The following is a 14,574-nucleotide window of genomic DNA, read 5'->3' as shown; positions in this document are numbered from 1 at the left end:
CCAGAATGCAGAACTGCATTGCACGGTAACCGTTGGTTAAATGCTGGAGAGCGAGCAAAAGACACAAGCCATTCCATTGGGCAACCGTTGACGGAAGCACGCTTTTGCAGGAAACGCCGAAGGTTCGAAAGGCGCTGTGTACCCACAGGAGCATGGCCCAGCCATCCTTGGCGGACATCTTAGTAAATTGAGCGAAGGGAGCCCCTTTCGCAAAAGCACAATCCCCGCTCCGGTTTCCCGGAGTGGGGATTTTGCGGCTTTGAGACTTTGTGTACTTGGATGTAAGTGAAAGATAAAATGTATGGGAATTTCCAAAAGGAAGCAAAAGATTGCAGGCCGAAAGGCGCTGTGGTCCGCCGGGCCAGAGCACAGGTGTTTACACCACCCCTGCCAGACCAGAATGCGAAGCTGCATTGCACGGTAACCATTGGCTGAACGCCGGGTAATTTGTGTAAGGTATAAACGTGTACATATTCTATCAAGCACCCGGCAGCCGATAGCAGAAAGCTTGCTCAGGAAACGCCGCAGGCGTGGAAGACGCTGTGCGTCCACCGTGCCAGAGCACAGGTTTACACCACCCTGCCGGGTCAGGATGCGAAACTGCATTGCACGGTAACCATTGTCTGAACGCCGGGTAATTTGTGTAAGGTATAAACGTGTACATATTCGATCAAGCACCCGGCAGCCGATAGCAGAAGGCTTGCGTAGGAGACGCCGCAGGCGTGGAAGACGCTGTGCGTCCACCGGGCCAGAGGTGCGGGTGCTTATACGGCCCTGCAAGGCCAGGATGTAAAACTGCATTTCATGGTAACGGTAGCATAAGAGTTCGTAAGAGCAAAAAAGAATATGGGATGTCTCAGATCGGTATATCGGCAAGATAGAAGCAGGCACTTCCAAAAGTGCAATACTTCGAACCGGTAACTTTCCAGACGTATTATCATCGGTCTGTTTCTTATAAGAGAAATAAGAGGCCGGACATGTAGGAAGGTACAGGCAGAGACGTTCCACCGATATGGCCCAGCAGGCGGTTTCCAAATGAGAAAATGGAAATCCCTGCTGGGCCATCTTTTTACAAGGTCTGGGTACAAATCCGATTATTGTGCAGTTGGAGATACAGGAGACAATGCTGGAGACCGTCAGCAGGAAGCTTCTGTAAGAGAGCAAGACGTTATACATCGCCGGGTGAAAGTACACACAAGTTGGGATAGAATAGGAGTATCTATACGACATTGCCAAGTCTTTCAGAATGTAAAGCCTGCATTGCACGACAACCATAGGCCGGACAACGTTATCCCAGTTAGAAATCAAAAGAGTAGGAGGAAAATTTTTGCTATGGGAGTAATAAAAGACTTTTGGAAAACCAGTAAGGAGAAAGATTCCCATAATAAAAGTTAAAGAAGCAGCCCTCTTTACAGCAGAGCCCCTATATCAGACAAAAGTCCCTGCACCGGGAAAACCGGCGCAGGGGCTTCGCTTTTTTGTGGGAAGAAACATTAGACGTTAAAAGGCGGTGACTTCTTACTTCGCATAGTGTTGCCTAAAGATGTTTTATTGGTGACACCAAAGAGTGAAGATTACTCGGAATCAGAGATGGATTCTATTTTTAACTTTATCAATATCAGATCGAAAATATCGAGTTGGCCATCTTTATTCATATCAGCTACTGTTACCATACTATCCTCCCATGGAATTCGTCCGAGAAGTACATCCTGCAGTTGGGACAGATCATCTTCATCTAAAACCCCATCTTCGTTGATAACGCTTGGAATGATTCCGACTTGTTCCTCCATCACGAATTTTGCATCTGCCCAATCAGCCCAACCGTTGTATTTTGCCTCTGGATTATCATTGACCTATACTTCAAGCTGGATTTCTTTCGCACTGTGGATATTCTGGTTCACATATATACAGTCGTCATCCCTTTGCATAACAGGACTCTCATAAATCATCCTGCCATCCTTATAAATGCGGAAAATACTTTCGCCACCACCGTAATCTTTATTGGGGGCTGCCATATCGATGCCAATATATGCTTCAAAGGTTTCCTAGTTTTTGCCTTCTACATCGAAAACAAGGGTGGTATTTGAATCGGCCCCGATTCCCTTTTCGAAAGCCGGCTTACTATTCGGGGAATTGAAAGACATCTGATTGCCCTCCCAATATACCGGATGGCCTTTTACCAGGGCTCCACTTGAATGAGTTTCGGAATCCCATCCAAGGTCACTGAGATAAAAGATAGAGGTTCTTTCGACTGTTATGGATTTCTCTGCCAGTAGGCCCATTTCCTCCGATTTAGCCACCAGTACATAGGTTCCTATGTTTACATCTGTTGAAATGGACAAAACGTCATCTTCAGAAATCCGTAATGCTAATGCCTTTGTAAGGATCTTTTAAGCTCCAGAATACGGGTATGCCATAATCATATCGCCATTTGCGTTTTTTCCGGCAACGCTATAGGCAGAGGTCAATCGTTCTCCAACCGGTGCTGCCAATGTATCAGGCCAGAGATGACCAGTTCTTCTATCGGATCGGCCTCCTGATAGGTAACGGTTGCAATCATATAAGTTGCATCCTGTCCATTATCTCCATTGGTGTCCAATACAAACTGTAGGGCGTCACCTTTCTGAAGAGCAATATGCAGGGAGAGGTCCTCTGAACCTTTTTGTATTATGAAGCCGTTAGAATCCGATGGCCACAATTTTACATTGTTTTTGATCATGAATACTTTTACACGGCCCCCTGGGAGGTAATATGAGAGGTGAGTTCTACCTTACCAGCTTTTGGTGCAATAAAGGTTTTGACTGAATTGAAATGTTTATCGCCTGGATGGATAAATACCGGACCAACTCTGCACCATATTCTTGTCCACGCCAAAAGCCGTATCCTTGATAATAGCTTGCTTTGTTGTCCGCAATAGTGGCCCATTCACCGGTGTTTTTGTTAAGTTCCTGATAATACCACCCATTCGCCCCATTGTGACCGGGTACAAAGCAATCTACTGTATCAAATCTGTTTGCATACTTTAGTCGAAATCGCCGTCGATAGGAACCGTATACTGTTTTTTGCCAGTTCCGGATGCAGAAGTTATTTCTATGACAAGGTCATTGTGCATGTTCAATGCAGTCACGACGGTTGGCTGTGCATCTGCCATATTCGAAACGTCGGCAGGGTACAGTCGTAATACCAGCCTCTGCATTCACTGGATTCGACCCGACACGTTTCTCTCCGCCGCCGACAGATGCATAGACCGATGTGTGGTACTGAATCTTATTTGCAGTCTCTGGACAGAGGTTTCCGTCCTGATCCAGAACATATACGTAAACACGGATTAAATCAGAACCATCTGCGACAAAATCAACGCCTTCGTAATCTGCGACTAATTGAATTTGTGCGGATTCTCCAGCGGTCGTCACTTCCTAAGAAGCAATGATACGACCTTCTTCCTTATAACCAACCGCCTTCAAGGTAGAACCGGAGGTATATGGAACGTCTAAAAACTCAAATGGAGCATGCGGCATTTTGTGTTTTCGTTTATCAGCGGTTTCTGATGTTCTGCTGACCACAAAATCTCGCCATTCTTTTCTACGGTCAAAGTTACATTGTCCGCATTGCTGTATACATAGATTTCTCGTTCTTCATCCGTTCCAATGGCTGGCTCATTAAATTTTGCCTTGTCCAATACCGGCGCCTCTTCGGTCCAGTAGCTGGCGATGAACAGGGAAGGGGCCTGTTTTGACTCCTTTTAATTCCAGATACGGGTCCTTCTCAACCGGACGCTGGCTTTCGAATGCATAGTAAGCGAATTTTGGCAGGCGATACGGGTCCCAGATACCGGTCAGACTCATTTTACTGCCATAACCGCGGCTATGGATACCGGTCCACATAGTTGCGCCGACATAGGCGGGATTTGCTTCCTGGTTTCGGTATTTTTGGCGCAAGCTCTCCTCACGGTCCGGATAAATACCGTGTAGATGATCGCGGTTCAACAGGCGGTTATTCGCCTGTGGAAGCATCCTTTCTTCACCGCCGGGAATAATACTGGCCGGTTTGGGAAAAAAGCCTTCTTGCGGTTCTGTGCCCCTGAAAGTCACTGGAGTCTTCGGTGTAACTATCTCCAAACTTCTGCACAAATCAAGCGCCTTGACCGATTTATCCAATGCGCCCGACTCCGGATGCCCATACATAAAATCGGCAATCTCGTCTTTTCCATTGATGTTGACATTATAACCTTGTGACTCTGTTGCAATAAGGCCTGTTGGATGTTCCGCTTTTGCAACGAGGCTGGAAATTATTTGTGCGGAAGATCCGTTTGTGCTGGATTATCCAAAAGATTTCCCTTATAGTCAAACCGTGACCCGTGGCAAGGGCAGTCCCAACTTTTTTCGTCCGGATTCCATTCCAATTGGCATCCCAGGTGTGGACATTTCACTGATACGACAAAGATTTCCCCTTTTTCATCCTTGTATATCCCCGCCTTTTGACCATTGTATTCTACAATGCCGCCGTGTCCTATTGGAAGAGTTTCCAATTCGGTACGAGGCGGATCGAAGAAGGTTTTCGTCAGACCCGTTGTGGCGTGGGCGGTTTCTTCAATCAGCATTTTGGCAGATGCAGATGGCTTAAATCGCTGAGGGGAAAACACAGCGGCATCCGGATTTTTACGCCCTAAAATTTGATCGGTCAACAGCTGTGCCGCTACCATGGAGCTGGTCATCCCCCATTTTTGGAATCCGGTTGCGACATACCAATTCGGGGTGGAAGAAGAAAATGGCCCGATATAAGGAATACCATCTAAGGTCATACAATCCTGTGCAGACCAAGCGGCTACCTCGCGGCTTTTCGGCCAATACTGCTGTGCCAACCGGCGCAGTCGTTCGTATCGTCCACCTGCGGTATTTTCTCCAGATCGATGGCTTCCTCCTCCAAGCAGAAGATATGTGCCATAAGGGCGAAAGGAAAGTCCACTTTCGTCAATTCCCAGATACATTCCCTCCATATTTCCGGCATTCTCCAATGCTAATACATAACTTCTCTCCTGATGCATCCGAATAAAATAGTAACCGGGGGAGTTGATGAAAGGATAATGACAAGCAAAGACGACCGCCTCTGCGTTCACAATTCCATGTGGGGTTACAAGCTGGTTTTGGTCGATGGACAGAACAGGGGTGTGTTCATAAATTTCCAAAGAGGATAAGAGAGCTTTTAAAAAGTGCAAAGGATGAAAATGGCCCTGTCCATCAAATCGGAGCGCTGCACGGACGGAGAAGGGGAGTTCTGTATGTCGTGTAAAGCTCGCATCGATTCCTAACCGCCGGGCGGCTTGTGCCTCTTGCACAAGAGGTTCCTCCGCTAAGGTGGAGTATAAATAGGCGGGGGATAGGGTGAATGCGCAGTCGATGTCCTGTTCGGCGATCAACGTGCGATATTGTGACACGGCTTGTTGATTGGCATGGGCATATTGTTGCGCAAGGTCTTCTCCAAACTGCTCAATTAGATGTGCATAGAGAAGGCCGTGTTGAGAGGTAATTTTTGCAGTGGTATTTTTGGTCTGCCCACTTCCAACTTGCTCTGCCTCTAAAACTACGGGGTGCAGTCCCGCTTTAGCCAAAAAGGTGGCGGTTAATATTCCAGCCATACCGCCGCCGATGACGGCGACATCGGCACGGATTTCTTCACGCAGTGGAGGATAACTGGGAAGTTCTGTCGTTTTTACCCAGAGGGAATCGGTCATAGGAAAATTCCCTCCTTCTCGATCGCAATTCTATGCGCTTTGAAGTGTACTTCTGAATTCATAAGAAAACCGCCCTTCCACAAAGAAGATATACTCCTATTGTTTGAAAAGGCGGAAAAAATATACAATGGAAAAAGGAACAGGCAAATCATATGCGAAGGAAAAGGTTAAACAGGAACATCCTCTTCGGCGCGCAATTTGACCGAGGATGCATATTCTGTTGGCGTCATACCGGTGACGGCCTTAAACCGTCGGGAAAAATAATGAATGGTTGAGAAGCCCAAAGCATGTGCGATTTCAGTAAAATTTTGCCCACCTTGCCGGATGAGACGCTTGGCGGCCTCAATTTTTAGCCGGCAAAAGTATTCCATTACACCGCCGCCGGTTTTAGCGCGAAACATTTTTTGAAGGTTGGAACGTCCGATGAGGTTATCCTGGCAAACGTCGTCCAGGGTGAGGCTGCGATGTACATTGCTTCCCAAATAGGTGATGATCTTGGTGAAGATGTCCTGATTGGCCTTCTCTCGGATGGAAGAGGAAATCTTCAGATTGGGATTGACCACATTTCCCTTTCGGATCAGATCGATCAGCATCTGTTCCAAACTGATTCGAATCAGCTGTTCGGCGCCAAATGGAGCATTATCGCGCCGCTCCAGTGAATTTGCTTTGGGGGCATCCAAGGGGGTAGCGAACGCATTACGTGCCTCGCGGATCATCGTAGCCAACAGAAGGCTTTCGGAATCACTGACACGCAATATTTTGCGCTCAAAGAAACGCATTGCTGGAGAATGGCATCCGAAGTTCACCATGATGAGATGGGGATTATGTATCCCTCGGACAGACACACTATGCGTCTCCTCGGGCTTATGAAAAATGATGTCACCTTTGCGCAGAAGGTATGTTGCGTTCTCAACGGTCACCTCTACCTCTCCATTGTCTACATAGAGAAACTCCCAGTGGCTGTATGTGACTTTAGGAGAAGCAAAATCTCGCGTATATTCATAATAATGTACGGAGATCAGACAATCGAGCACGATTTCTTGATCGATCCACAGACCGGAAATATCCATATCTTCACCACATTTCCCTTGTTCTGTTCTACACCTTTAAAACCAGTTAAGGATATAATCGACAGAACTATTTTACACTAAAATTTGGAAATATTCAAGATATTACTATGAATAATATACAGGAAAAGGACGGGATTTGTGCATTTTATGGAAAGAAAAGGTTAATTACGCGCAAAAAATAGAAGATACCATCGAATGTAAAGCAAGAACATTCAATGGTATCTTTATTGAATAAACAAATAAATTATTCTAAGAATCCTTCAACGATACGAGTTTCCGCCTCTTTTTCGGTTAACCCAAGCGTCATAAGTTTGATAAGCTGTTCCCCGGCAATTTTCCCAATGGCTGCTTCATGAATCAAGGCGGCATCCACGCAGTTGGCGCTGATCTCCGGAATAGCGCTCACAGAACCGTTGTCCATGATGATTGCGTCACACTCCGAGTGCCCAGCACATTTAGCATTGCCGTTGACCTTGGACAAAAAGAGCTGTTTGGAATCGTCCCGCGCAACCGAGCGGGAGACGAGATGCGCGCTGGAATCCGTTCCATTCAGGTCTACTTCAAAGCTTGTCTCGGCGTACTGTTTACCATGGGTCATAATCTTTTCTTTAATGACCAATTTTGCACGGTCCTGTAAAACAGCTTTGGAAAAGCGTTTGGTGGAATCCACTCCTTTGATCTGAGTGGTTTCCATTTCCATGTAACTTCCTTCGGCCGCTTCAATATATGTCTGCGGATTGATGATGCGTTCACCGGTGCCTTCGCCCATACCAATGTGCTTTTCTACATAGACAACCCGTGCATTCTTTTCCAAGAAGAAGCGATGGATACCGTTGTGTTCAGCCCCGTCACAGCCATCGGTATTGACGCCGCAACCAGCGACAATCGTGACATCCGCATTTTCTCCGATATAAAAATCATTGTATACCAAATCTTTAACCCCACTGTGTGTCACGAGTGCAGGAATGTATATCTTTTCGCCCTTGGTGTTGTTTTTGACGATGATGTCAATACCGGGGCGGTCTGTTTTGGTTTCGATGCGGACATTTTCTGTATTCTGCCTGCCAGCGCACTCCGTGTCTTCACGGATATTAAAGGCAGACTTGGTCGGTTCTCCCTTCCAATCTGCAACCAGTTCCAACAATTTTTTGGCGATGTTGTCCATTATACACCCTCCTCTCTTGGGCAGAAATGGCAGGTATCCGTTCCACCCAGCAGCTTTGGCAATACTTCGTCGCGCGTACCCTGTGTCAAGACTTTTCCATTGGAAAGGACGATGATTTCATCAGCAATCTCCATAATACGCTCCTGATGGGAGATGATGATGATGGAAGAACCGTGGATACCGTCGTGCAGTTTGCGAAATACTTGGATCAGATTTTGGAAACTCCAAAGGTCGATTCCGGCTTCCGGCTCGTCAAAAATGGAAAGCTTCGTCCCGCGCGCCATAACCATAGCGATCTCAATTCGTTTGATTTCGCCGCCGGAAAGACTTGCATTGACCTCGCGGTCCACATAGTCCCGTGCGCAGAGGCCCACTTCTGAGAGATATTCGCATACCCCAGAGGTGGTCAGTTCCCGTCCAGCGGCCAATGTGATGAGATCGCGAACCTTAATTCCCTTGAAACGGACTGGCTGTTGGAACGCATAGCTGATGCCGATGCGCGCGCGATGGGTGATACTGGTGTTGGTAATGTCTTGGCCGTCAAAAAGGATCTGGCCGGACGTGGGCTTAAAAATACCGGCAACCACCTTAGCCAGTGTGGATTTTCCACCGCCGTTTGGTCCAGTGATTACGACAAATTTTCCACTCTCTACATTGAGAGAAACATTGTTTAAAATGTCCTTGCTATTTGCAAGGTTGAGAGAAATATTTTTTAATTCCAGCATAAGAATTCCTCCAAAGGGACAGCAACATGAGCGGTCCCTTTTATTGTAGATAAATTTTCTCCAATTTGTCTTTATTATACCAATGCCATGCAAAAAATGCAATGCATCTACGCAATTTGTCTGCGATAACGTACGACAAGGACCGGTTTTCCTAGAGTAAGCTCTTGACGGCCTTCGTCGGCAAGAAATCCGCAATGCTCATAGAAAGCGCGCGCCCGCTGATTTTCTTCGAGAACCCAGAGGACCGCCTCACGGCAACCCAACGATTTGAGTTCTGCCAGTGCCCGGTCCATCAATATCCGGCCGAACCCCTGCCCTTGAAATTCTGGAAGAAGATACAGGGCTTTGACATCCCCCACAAAAGGATTCTCTGTGGGACAGAAGGCCAGCATGCCACCGGGAGCGCCATCTACATAGACGAGATAAAAGGACTCGTTGGTGCGAGCTTTCCAAAACTCACGAAGAGCGGCGGTTCGCTTTTCCGGCGTATACTCTTCAGCGAGAAACGCGTCCGGCAGAATACCGCGGTAGGCGGAACGCCAAGTAAGGGCATGCATACGTCCATATTCTTCAAACAGCGGTTCCTCAAGAGGGCGAATTTCCAGGCGTTGTGAGGCGCTCTGACGTGCAATAGAGCGTAGGGTGTCGCCTGTAAGCCGGTAGGTGGTCCATTCGCTCATGGGGGTTGCACCCATTGAACGGTAAAATTTAATGCTCGGCTGATTCCAGTCTAAACAACTCCATTCCAGCCGTCCGCAACCACGTGAAACGGTAAGGGCGGCGAGACGCTCTAAAAGGGCTTTTCCATACCCGTTTCCACGCTTTTCCGGAAGCACAAACAGATCCTCGAGATAGATCCCAGCACGCCCTAAAAAGGTGGAAAAATTGTGAAAGAAGAGGGCAAAGCCGACGGGTACTCCACATTCCTCGCCGATCAAAACCTCTGCCTTCTTCTTTTCAAATAGCCACTCCCGAAGAAGGGCGCTGTTGGCGACGACTTGATCGGACATGTGTTCATAGTCGGCCAGCGCGCGAATAAAACCCAAAATTGCTGGAATGTCCGTCTCTTGGGCGAAGCGGATGTGATAATCGTTGTGTTCTCTGGTTGGCTTGTCCATGTTCGATTTCCTTCCTCATTTGTAAAATACCCGGCGTCCCCGGCAGTAGGACATCCAGGGAAGCCGGGTATTCGGATTATAGCTTGAAATCCTCCGGGTCATATTCACGCAGAGGGGGAAGATTCTGCGGGGTACGTTTGAGCGGGTCATACGCAAATTTGCGGCAGTCTCCTTCCGGAGTTCGATATTTTCCCAATTGACAAACACAGGCTCCATCGAAGTCGGAGCTGTGTATGCAGTATTCACAGCGAACCTCTATATCCTTGCGAAAAAACTGTTTGATCCCTTTCCAAGCCATATTTCGTATCTCCTTCAATGGTATCCCACAGGGCTTATACCGTGGGCTAACTATTATAGCAGAATTTTAATAAGAATTCCACTATTCCTTTGCGGTTTCCATCGAATTCCCTTTCCGGCATTGCAATAGAAGAAGGATACACAGGCCGACAATGGCCGCAGCGGCTGGAACAGAACCGACTAAGGTACCGCGGAGAGGGGCGGTTGTGTTGCCAAAAACCGGCGCGGCGTCGGGAAAAAGCATGCACAGGCCGAAGGTGATACCGCCGGCCAGGAGGCCGTGTAGCAGACGGAACAGCATAAAGCGGGGCATACGGATGGGAATACCGGAAACCGAAGAAAGAATTTGAAAATGTACACAGATGCCGCCCCATCCAATTGTGAAGGAGAGAATCCACAGAGGAAGGTTTTGCTGCGCCGCATCGCTGCATCCGCCAGTCACTTCCAGCAAGATAGAAAGAAGCATGGATACCGTGGGAGAGGTGACAAATACCCGCAAAAGATCTAGTAAAACAGCGAACAGAATCACAAAACAACACATAGAGAGCATGGAACGGGCTGCATCGGAAGCAGAACCGATCAAGGCTTGCGCGGCATCCAATCTTTTTGAGGGAATGGCCTGGCCCTGCCGTCTGCGTGAAACGCCAATGCTGCACAAGCCGCCCAGCAGTAGGGAAGCGGAGAGCTGGGACACTAGAAGAATTACCCCCGCCTGTGGATTGTGAAGAAGGCCCATTCCCACCACACTGAGGACAAATGCAGGCCCGGAATTGACACAAAAGCAAAGCATACGGGCGGCCTCTTTGGGCGTGATTTCCCCTTCCTGACAAAGTGCAGCGACAGCACGCGCCCCAACCGGATATCCTCCCACCATACTCATCAGAATCGCCGCTGCTGCGCTGCCTGGGAGTCCAAAGAATAGGCGGCACGGGCCTGCCGCAAGGCGTCCAAGGGAGGCAGAAAGGCCGGACTTTACGACGAATACGGATAGGGCCATAAAGGGGAAGAGGGAGGGAATCAAAATGTCTATGCAATACCCAATCCCACGTTTCGCCCCAGCCGCAGCTTGAGCAGGGTAGAAGAGCAATGCACAGGCAGCGCAGAGCACACTTGCGGGTAGAAATAGATGCAAAAGGCTTTTTTTCATGAAGAGGGCCTCCCTTGTTAAACAGGTTCGTCCCAATCATATGAGCGTTTACGCACAGTTCAGACCCAAAGAGGGGACTTTTTTGTATGGGAAGTTTTATTTGTACGTTTGGACGCATACGTTTATGAGAGTACAACAGGAAAACACGTGTTTGGGGTGAGGCCGATTGGCGGAGAAAAAAGCGGAAAATAAGCGAATACACAAAGGGAATAGCCTCCCCATGTCCTCATATATGGAAATCAAAGGGAATCGAGAGGTCGTTGTGGAGGGATGCCGGGGTGTGTTGGAATACGACACAGACGTCGTGCGTGTTCGTGCAGGGAGAATGACACTCCGCTTTACAGGACGTTGCTTGGTGATCCGGTGCCTAACCGCGGATTCTCTGGTGGTGGAGGGGTTCATTACAGGGATTGAGTTTCTCTCGTAACACACCCAAACTTGGAAAGGAAGGATTGTGCGTGGTCGTATTACATGCTCTTCGCTGGGTGATGGGTACCGTCCGCTTTTCCATACATGGTGCGCCGGAACCGTTTTTGAACCAATGTGCGCGCAGTGGGATCAGCCTTTGGAATATTGAGAAAAAGGAGGACTTTACAGCCTGCATTTTGGCAGGTGGCTACCGGCATCTCTTGCCGTCTGCCAGAAAGACCAAATGCGTCCTGAAGGTAAGAGAACGCCGGGGGCTGCCCTTTCGCCTGGCCTTCCTGCGCCGGCGAAAGGGGCTGGTGGTGGGGGCAATCCTCGCATTTCTGCTTGTTCAGATACTCTCCCTGCACGTTTGGAGCGTAGAGGTTTCAGGGAATGTGGGAATTCCAACCGCACAGATTGAATCCGTAGCGTCTGAACTGGGATTAAAGCCCGGCGTATGGAAGAAGGATATACAGGCGAAGCTTTTACAAGAGCAATTGATGAACGCGTTCCCACAGACAAGTTGGTTGTCGGTCAATACTTCTGGATGTTTAATCCGCATTGAGTTGGAGGAGCTTTCCGAGAAGCCGGATTTGGAGGCCAATAAACGTGCATGTAATATTCTGGCAAAGGCGACGGGACAGATTCTTTATATGGAGGTCTATGCCGGTACGCCGGAGGTAAAGAGGGCGACGCGGTTGTAGAGGGGCAATTACTCCTGAATGCCGTTGTCGAGGACACCTATGGCGGAAACACATTGAAACATGCGGCGGGGAAAATTATCGCGGCGACGCAGCATACCTTCACCACGCAAGTCGAGATGCAAAAGGAGATTGCGCAGGAAACCGGGCATATTGTGACTCGCCGAAGCGCCACCGTATTTGGGCTGCGGATACCGCTGAGCTTTACTGGAAAACCGGACGGTACTTACCGCCTTGAGGCAGAACAGGTTCGTCTCAAGGTAATGGATTCCTTGTTGCCCGTCTCTTTTTATAAAGAAAACTGGATTGAAGAGATGCGCCAGGTTGTGCCGATGTCCCAAGAAGAAGCGCTCCAAAAGGCCCGCGAGGAAGTGGCAATCCAACAGAAGGAGCAGCTGGGGGATGCAACGATAACCGCGCAGCAGGAGACCGTAGAGGTACGGGATGGGGTTCTTTACTATCGTGTGGATGTGAATTGCGAAGAGAATATCGGCGTCGAGTCCGAAGTTTTTCTGCAATCTTGATTTTTTTATGAATTTTGCGGTCAAATTAATGACGAACGAATTTATGTGTGCTATAATCAATTTATTCTGATAGGTGTGGAAAGCAGTGGCACGGGGGTAAAAACCATGGAAATTTTCCGTGCCCAGTTGGAGATTTAAGAATGTTTGAGCAAAGAATCAATATTGACCGGATGGAGCAGGCTGTAGCACTCTTCGGTAGCTTCGACGAGAATATTAAGTTGATTGAAAATGAATATGCTGTCAATGTGGTTGGACGGGGATCAGAGATCAAAGTGAGCGGCGAGCCGGAGAACGTGGCAAAGGCCGTTCGTGTTATTGAGAGCCTCCTGACCCTGATTAACCGTGGCGAGGCATTGAGCGAGCAAAATGTGCGGTATTGCATTGCATTGGTCAATGAGGGGACGGAAGAAAAGATTGAGTCCCTTGCAGGGGACTGTATCTGTGTCACTTCTAAAGGGAAGCCCGTGAAGCCTAAAACCTTGGGCCAGAAAAAATATTGCAGTGCGATTAAGGAAAATACCATCACGATCGGCGTCGGACCAGCGGGTACTGGAAAGACCTACCTGGCTGTAGCGCTGGCCGTCACAGCGTTTCGTGCGCAGCAGGTGAACCGAATCATCCTCACCCGCCCAGCGGTGGAGGCGGGCGAGAAACTGGGCTTTTTACCCGGTGATCTGCAGCAGAAGGTGGACCCCTATCTGCGGCCCCTGTATGATGCTTTGTTTGATATGTTAGGGGCGGAAACCTATCAGCGGTATGTGGAGCGCGGCAACATCGAGGTTGCCCCGTTGGCTTATATGCGCGGAAGGACATTGGACGACAGCTTCATCATTCTGGACGAGGCGCAAAACACCACGCCGGAACAGATGAAAATGTTCTTGACCCGCCTGGGCTTTGGCTCCAAAATGGTCATTACCGGTGACGTCACGCAGATCGACCTCCCGGATGGCCGCCATTCGGGCTTGAAAGAAGCCATTAAAATCCTGCGCAACGTGGACGACATCGCCCAAGTTACCTTTAACGAAAAGGATGTGGTTCGCCACCGTTTGGTGCAGGACATTATCAAAGCTTATGAAAAATATCAGGAAGGCAGGCGTTAGCTATCATGGAAAAAGTCAGAGTTATCATCGACAATCGGCAAAAAGCAGTAAAGATCCCCACGGGCCTGCGTATGTTGGTGCGCCGCTGCTGCAATGCAGTGCTGCGTATGGAGGGGTTTAGCGAGCCCGCTGAAATCAGCGTGACGTTTGTGGATAACAAACAGATTCAGCAGCTGAATAAGCAGTATCGCAATAAGGATATGCCCACAGACGTTCTCTCATTCCCGATGGGGGAGAACGGCGTCTATGATGAGAACCACGCCACTGGCGCAAAGATATTGGGGGACATTGTAATCTCCATGGAAAAAGCGGTGGAACAGGCGGACTGCTACGGCCATGGGCTGGATCGTGAGGTCGGTTATCTCACAGCGCACTCGATGTTGCATCTGTTGGGATACGATCATGAGCGCGGTGGAATGGATCGTGTGCGTATGCGTGAAAAAGAAGAGCAGGTCATGACACAACTCGGTTTGCCTGCTTCAGCTGAAAGCGGCGCACCAAAAACGCGAAAGCGTTTCACGATAAATGCGAAAACTCACACGAGTATGGAGTTGTTCTGGTCAAATATCGGCTGCATAACCGAACGAA

The 14,574-nt window shown here is 48.7% G+C and carries 17 protein-coding genes and 3 pseudogenes; 5 read left to right on the top strand and 15 right to left on the bottom strand.

Annotation, left to right across the window (positions count from 1 at the left end; translation table 11 throughout):
• Nucleotides 1-36: 36 nt before the first annotated feature.
• Nucleotides 37-1,008: a hypothetical protein gene (locus tag ACGCCZ_RS04155; protein ID WP_411655354.1), complete on the bottom strand. Its 972-nt coding sequence runs from the start codon at nt 1,006-1,008 to the stop codon at nt 37-39.
• A gap of 27 nt (nt 1,009-1,035) precedes the next feature.
• On the opposite strand from ACGCCZ_RS04155, the gene ACGCCZ_RS04150 reads away from it, so the two are divergent.
• A complete protein-coding gene (locus ACGCCZ_RS04150) occupies nt 1,036-1,395 on the top strand; it encodes a hypothetical protein (protein WP_411655353.1) in 360 nt (119 codons plus the stop codon).
• 179 nt (nt 1,396-1,574) lie between these two features.
• On the opposite strand, the gene ACGCCZ_RS04145 is transcribed toward ACGCCZ_RS04150, so the two are convergent.
• The 14 genes and pseudogenes from ACGCCZ_RS04145 to ACGCCZ_RS04075 all read right to left on the bottom strand — a co-directional run bounded on the left by ACGCCZ_RS04145 (nt 1,575) and on the right by ACGCCZ_RS04075 (nt 11,253).
• Nucleotides 1,575-1,790, bottom strand: a complete 216-nt coding sequence (locus ACGCCZ_RS04145) for a dockerin type I domain-containing protein (RefSeq protein WP_411655352.1) — start codon at nt 1,788-1,790, stop codon at nt 1,575-1,577.
• Nucleotides 1,791-1,853: 63 nt separating this feature from the next.
• A pseudogene (locus ACGCCZ_RS04140) lies at nt 1,854-2,030 on the bottom strand (NPCBM/NEW2 domain-containing protein); the annotation flags it as partial.
• 434 nt (nt 2,031-2,464) lie between these two features.
• The gene (locus tag ACGCCZ_RS04135; RefSeq protein ID WP_054324395.1) at nt 2,465-2,719 is read right to left on the bottom strand and encodes a hypothetical protein; all 255 of its coding nucleotides are present in this window, start codon (nt 2,717-2,719) and stop codon (nt 2,465-2,467) included.
• 382 nt (nt 2,720-3,101) lie between these two features.
• Nucleotides 3,102-3,413 carry a hypothetical protein gene (locus tag ACGCCZ_RS04130; RefSeq protein ID WP_411655351.1) on the bottom strand — a complete coding sequence of 104 codons (312 nt, stop codon included), beginning with the start codon at nt 3,411-3,413 and terminating at the stop codon, nt 3,102-3,104.
• Nucleotides 3,414-3,416: 3 nt separating this feature from the next.
• Nucleotides 3,417-3,518 (bottom strand): DUF4982 domain-containing protein, encoded by a 102-nt coding sequence (locus ACGCCZ_RS04125; RefSeq protein WP_411655355.1) that lies wholly within the window; start codon nt 3,516-3,518, stop codon nt 3,417-3,419.
• A complete protein-coding gene (locus ACGCCZ_RS04120; RefSeq protein ID WP_054324393.1) occupies nt 3,491-3,679 on the bottom strand; it encodes a hypothetical protein in 189 nt (62 codons plus the stop codon). The genes ACGCCZ_RS04125 and ACGCCZ_RS04120 overlap by 28 nt, the downstream gene beginning before the upstream one ends.
• A complete protein-coding gene (locus ACGCCZ_RS04115; protein WP_054324392.1) occupies nt 3,660-4,184 on the bottom strand; it encodes a hypothetical protein in 525 nt (174 codons plus the stop codon). The genes ACGCCZ_RS04120 and ACGCCZ_RS04115 overlap by 20 nt, the downstream gene beginning before the upstream one ends.
• Nucleotides 4,185-4,288: 104 nt before the next feature.
• On the bottom strand, nt 4,289-5,731 hold the full coding sequence (locus tag ACGCCZ_RS04110) for an FAD-dependent oxidoreductase (protein WP_411655350.1): 1,443 nt from the start codon (nt 5,729-5,731) through the stop codon (nt 4,289-4,291).
• 167 nt (nt 5,732-5,898) lie between these two features.
• Nucleotides 5,899-6,801 carry an AraC family transcriptional regulator gene (locus tag ACGCCZ_RS04105; protein WP_085533242.1) on the bottom strand — a complete coding sequence of 301 codons (903 nt, stop codon included), beginning with the start codon at nt 6,799-6,801 and terminating at the stop codon, nt 5,899-5,901.
• 244 nt (nt 6,802-7,045) lie between these two features.
• Nucleotides 7,046-7,966 (bottom strand): SufB/SufD family protein, encoded by a 921-nt coding sequence (locus ACGCCZ_RS04100; protein ID WP_085533240.1) that lies wholly within the window; start codon nt 7,964-7,966, stop codon nt 7,046-7,048.
• On the bottom strand, nt 7,966-8,691 hold the full coding sequence (locus tag ACGCCZ_RS04095; protein WP_085533238.1) for an ABC transporter ATP-binding protein: 726 nt from the start codon (nt 8,689-8,691) through the stop codon (nt 7,966-7,968). The genes ACGCCZ_RS04100 and ACGCCZ_RS04095 overlap by 1 nt, the downstream gene beginning before the upstream one ends.
• Before the next feature lie 107 nt (nt 8,692-8,798).
• Nucleotides 8,799-9,809 carry a GNAT family N-acetyltransferase gene (locus ACGCCZ_RS15795; protein ID WP_161803694.1) on the bottom strand — a complete coding sequence of 337 codons (1,011 nt, stop codon included), beginning with the start codon at nt 9,807-9,809 and terminating at the stop codon, nt 8,799-8,801.
• 76 nt (nt 9,810-9,885) lie between these two features.
• Nucleotides 9,886-10,107, bottom strand: coding sequence for a hypothetical protein (locus tag ACGCCZ_RS04080; protein WP_054324389.1), 222 nt, complete (start codon nt 10,105-10,107; stop codon nt 9,886-9,888).
• 81 nt (nt 10,108-10,188) lie between these two features.
• Nucleotides 10,189-11,253: a hypothetical protein gene (locus ACGCCZ_RS04075; RefSeq protein WP_054324388.1), complete on the bottom strand. Its 1,065-nt coding sequence runs from the start codon at nt 11,251-11,253 to the stop codon at nt 10,189-10,191.
• Between the two features lie 232 nt (nt 11,254-11,485).
• Between ACGCCZ_RS04075 and ACGCCZ_RS04070 the strand changes: the two genes are divergently transcribed.
• The 4 genes and pseudogenes from ACGCCZ_RS04070 to ybeY all read left to right on the top strand — a co-directional run.
• A complete protein-coding gene (locus tag ACGCCZ_RS04070; protein WP_411655349.1) occupies nt 11,486-11,680 on the top strand; it encodes a YabP/YqfC family sporulation protein in 195 nt (64 codons plus the stop codon).
• Nucleotides 11,681-11,741: 61 nt separating this feature from the next.
• A pseudogene (locus ACGCCZ_RS04065) lies at nt 11,742-12,886 on the top strand (sporulation protein YqfD).
• Between the two features lie 140 nt (nt 12,887-13,026).
• The gene (locus ACGCCZ_RS04060; RefSeq protein ID WP_085533236.1) at nt 13,027-13,986 is read left to right on the top strand and encodes a PhoH family protein; all 960 of its coding nucleotides are present in this window, start codon (nt 13,027-13,029) and stop codon (nt 13,984-13,986) included.
• A gap of 5 nt (nt 13,987-13,991) precedes the next feature.
• A pseudogene (ybeY, locus tag ACGCCZ_RS04055) lies at nt 13,992-14,462 on the top strand (rRNA maturation RNase YbeY); the annotation flags it as partial.
• Between the last annotated feature and the right edge of the window lie 112 nt (nt 14,463-14,574).

This window comes from Anaeromassilibacillus sp. SJQ-1, assembly GCF_046693725.1.
Taxonomy (GTDB): Bacteria; Bacillota; Clostridia; order Oscillospirales; family Acutalibacteraceae; genus Anaeromassilibacillus.
Note: the sequence above shows the minus strand (reverse complement) of the source record. Positions and strands in the feature narration are given on the sequence as shown.

Bases quoted from the DNA above. Each gene is read 5' to 3' on its own strand.
- ACGCCZ_RS04105 (WP_085533242.1), bottom strand. From the start codon at position 6,801: ATGGATATTTCCGGTCTGTGGATCGATCAAGAAATCGTGCTCGATTGT.
- ACGCCZ_RS04150 (WP_411655353.1), top strand. From the start codon at position 1,036: ATGAGAAAATGGAAATCCCTGCTGGGCCATCTTTTTACAAGGTCTGGG.
- ACGCCZ_RS04095 (WP_085533238.1), bottom strand. From the start codon at position 8,691: ATGCTGGAATTAAAAAATATTTCTCTCAACCTTGCAAATAGCAAGGAC.
- ACGCCZ_RS04145 (WP_411655352.1), bottom strand. From the start codon at position 1,790: ATGGAGGAACAAGTCGGAATCATTCCAAGCGTTATCAACGAAGATGGG.
- ACGCCZ_RS04125 (WP_411655355.1), bottom strand. From the start codon at position 3,518: ATGCCGCATGCTCCATTTGAGTTTTTAGACGTTCCATATACCTCCGGT.
- ACGCCZ_RS04060 (WP_085533236.1), top strand. From the start codon at position 13,027: ATGTTTGAGCAAAGAATCAATATTGACCGGATGGAGCAGGCTGTAGCA.
- ACGCCZ_RS15795 (WP_161803694.1), bottom strand. From the start codon at position 9,809: ATGGACAAGCCAACCAGAGAACACAACGATTATCACATCCGCTTCGCC.
- ACGCCZ_RS04135 (WP_054324395.1), bottom strand. From the start codon at position 2,719: ATGATCAAAAACAATGTAAAATTGTGGCCATCGGATTCTAACGGCTTC.
- ACGCCZ_RS04080 (WP_054324389.1), bottom strand. From the start codon at position 10,107: ATGGCTTGGAAAGGGATCAAACAGTTTTTTCGCAAGGATATAGAGGTT.
- ACGCCZ_RS04075 (WP_054324388.1), bottom strand. From the start codon at position 11,253: ATGAAAAAAAGCCTTTTGCATCTATTTCTACCCGCAAGTGTGCTCTGC.
- ACGCCZ_RS04070 (WP_411655349.1), top strand. From the start codon at position 11,486: ATGGAAATCAAAGGGAATCGAGAGGTCGTTGTGGAGGGATGCCGGGGT.
- ACGCCZ_RS04100 (WP_085533240.1), bottom strand. From the start codon at position 7,966: ATGGACAACATCGCCAAAAAATTGTTGGAACTGGTTGCAGATTGGAAG.
- ACGCCZ_RS04110 (WP_411655350.1), bottom strand. From the start codon at position 5,731: ATGACCGATTCCCTCTGGGTAAAAACGACAGAACTTCCCAGTTATCCT.
- ACGCCZ_RS04115 (WP_054324392.1), bottom strand. From the start codon at position 4,184: ATGTATGGGCATCCGGAGTCGGGCGCATTGGATAAATCGGTCAAGGCG.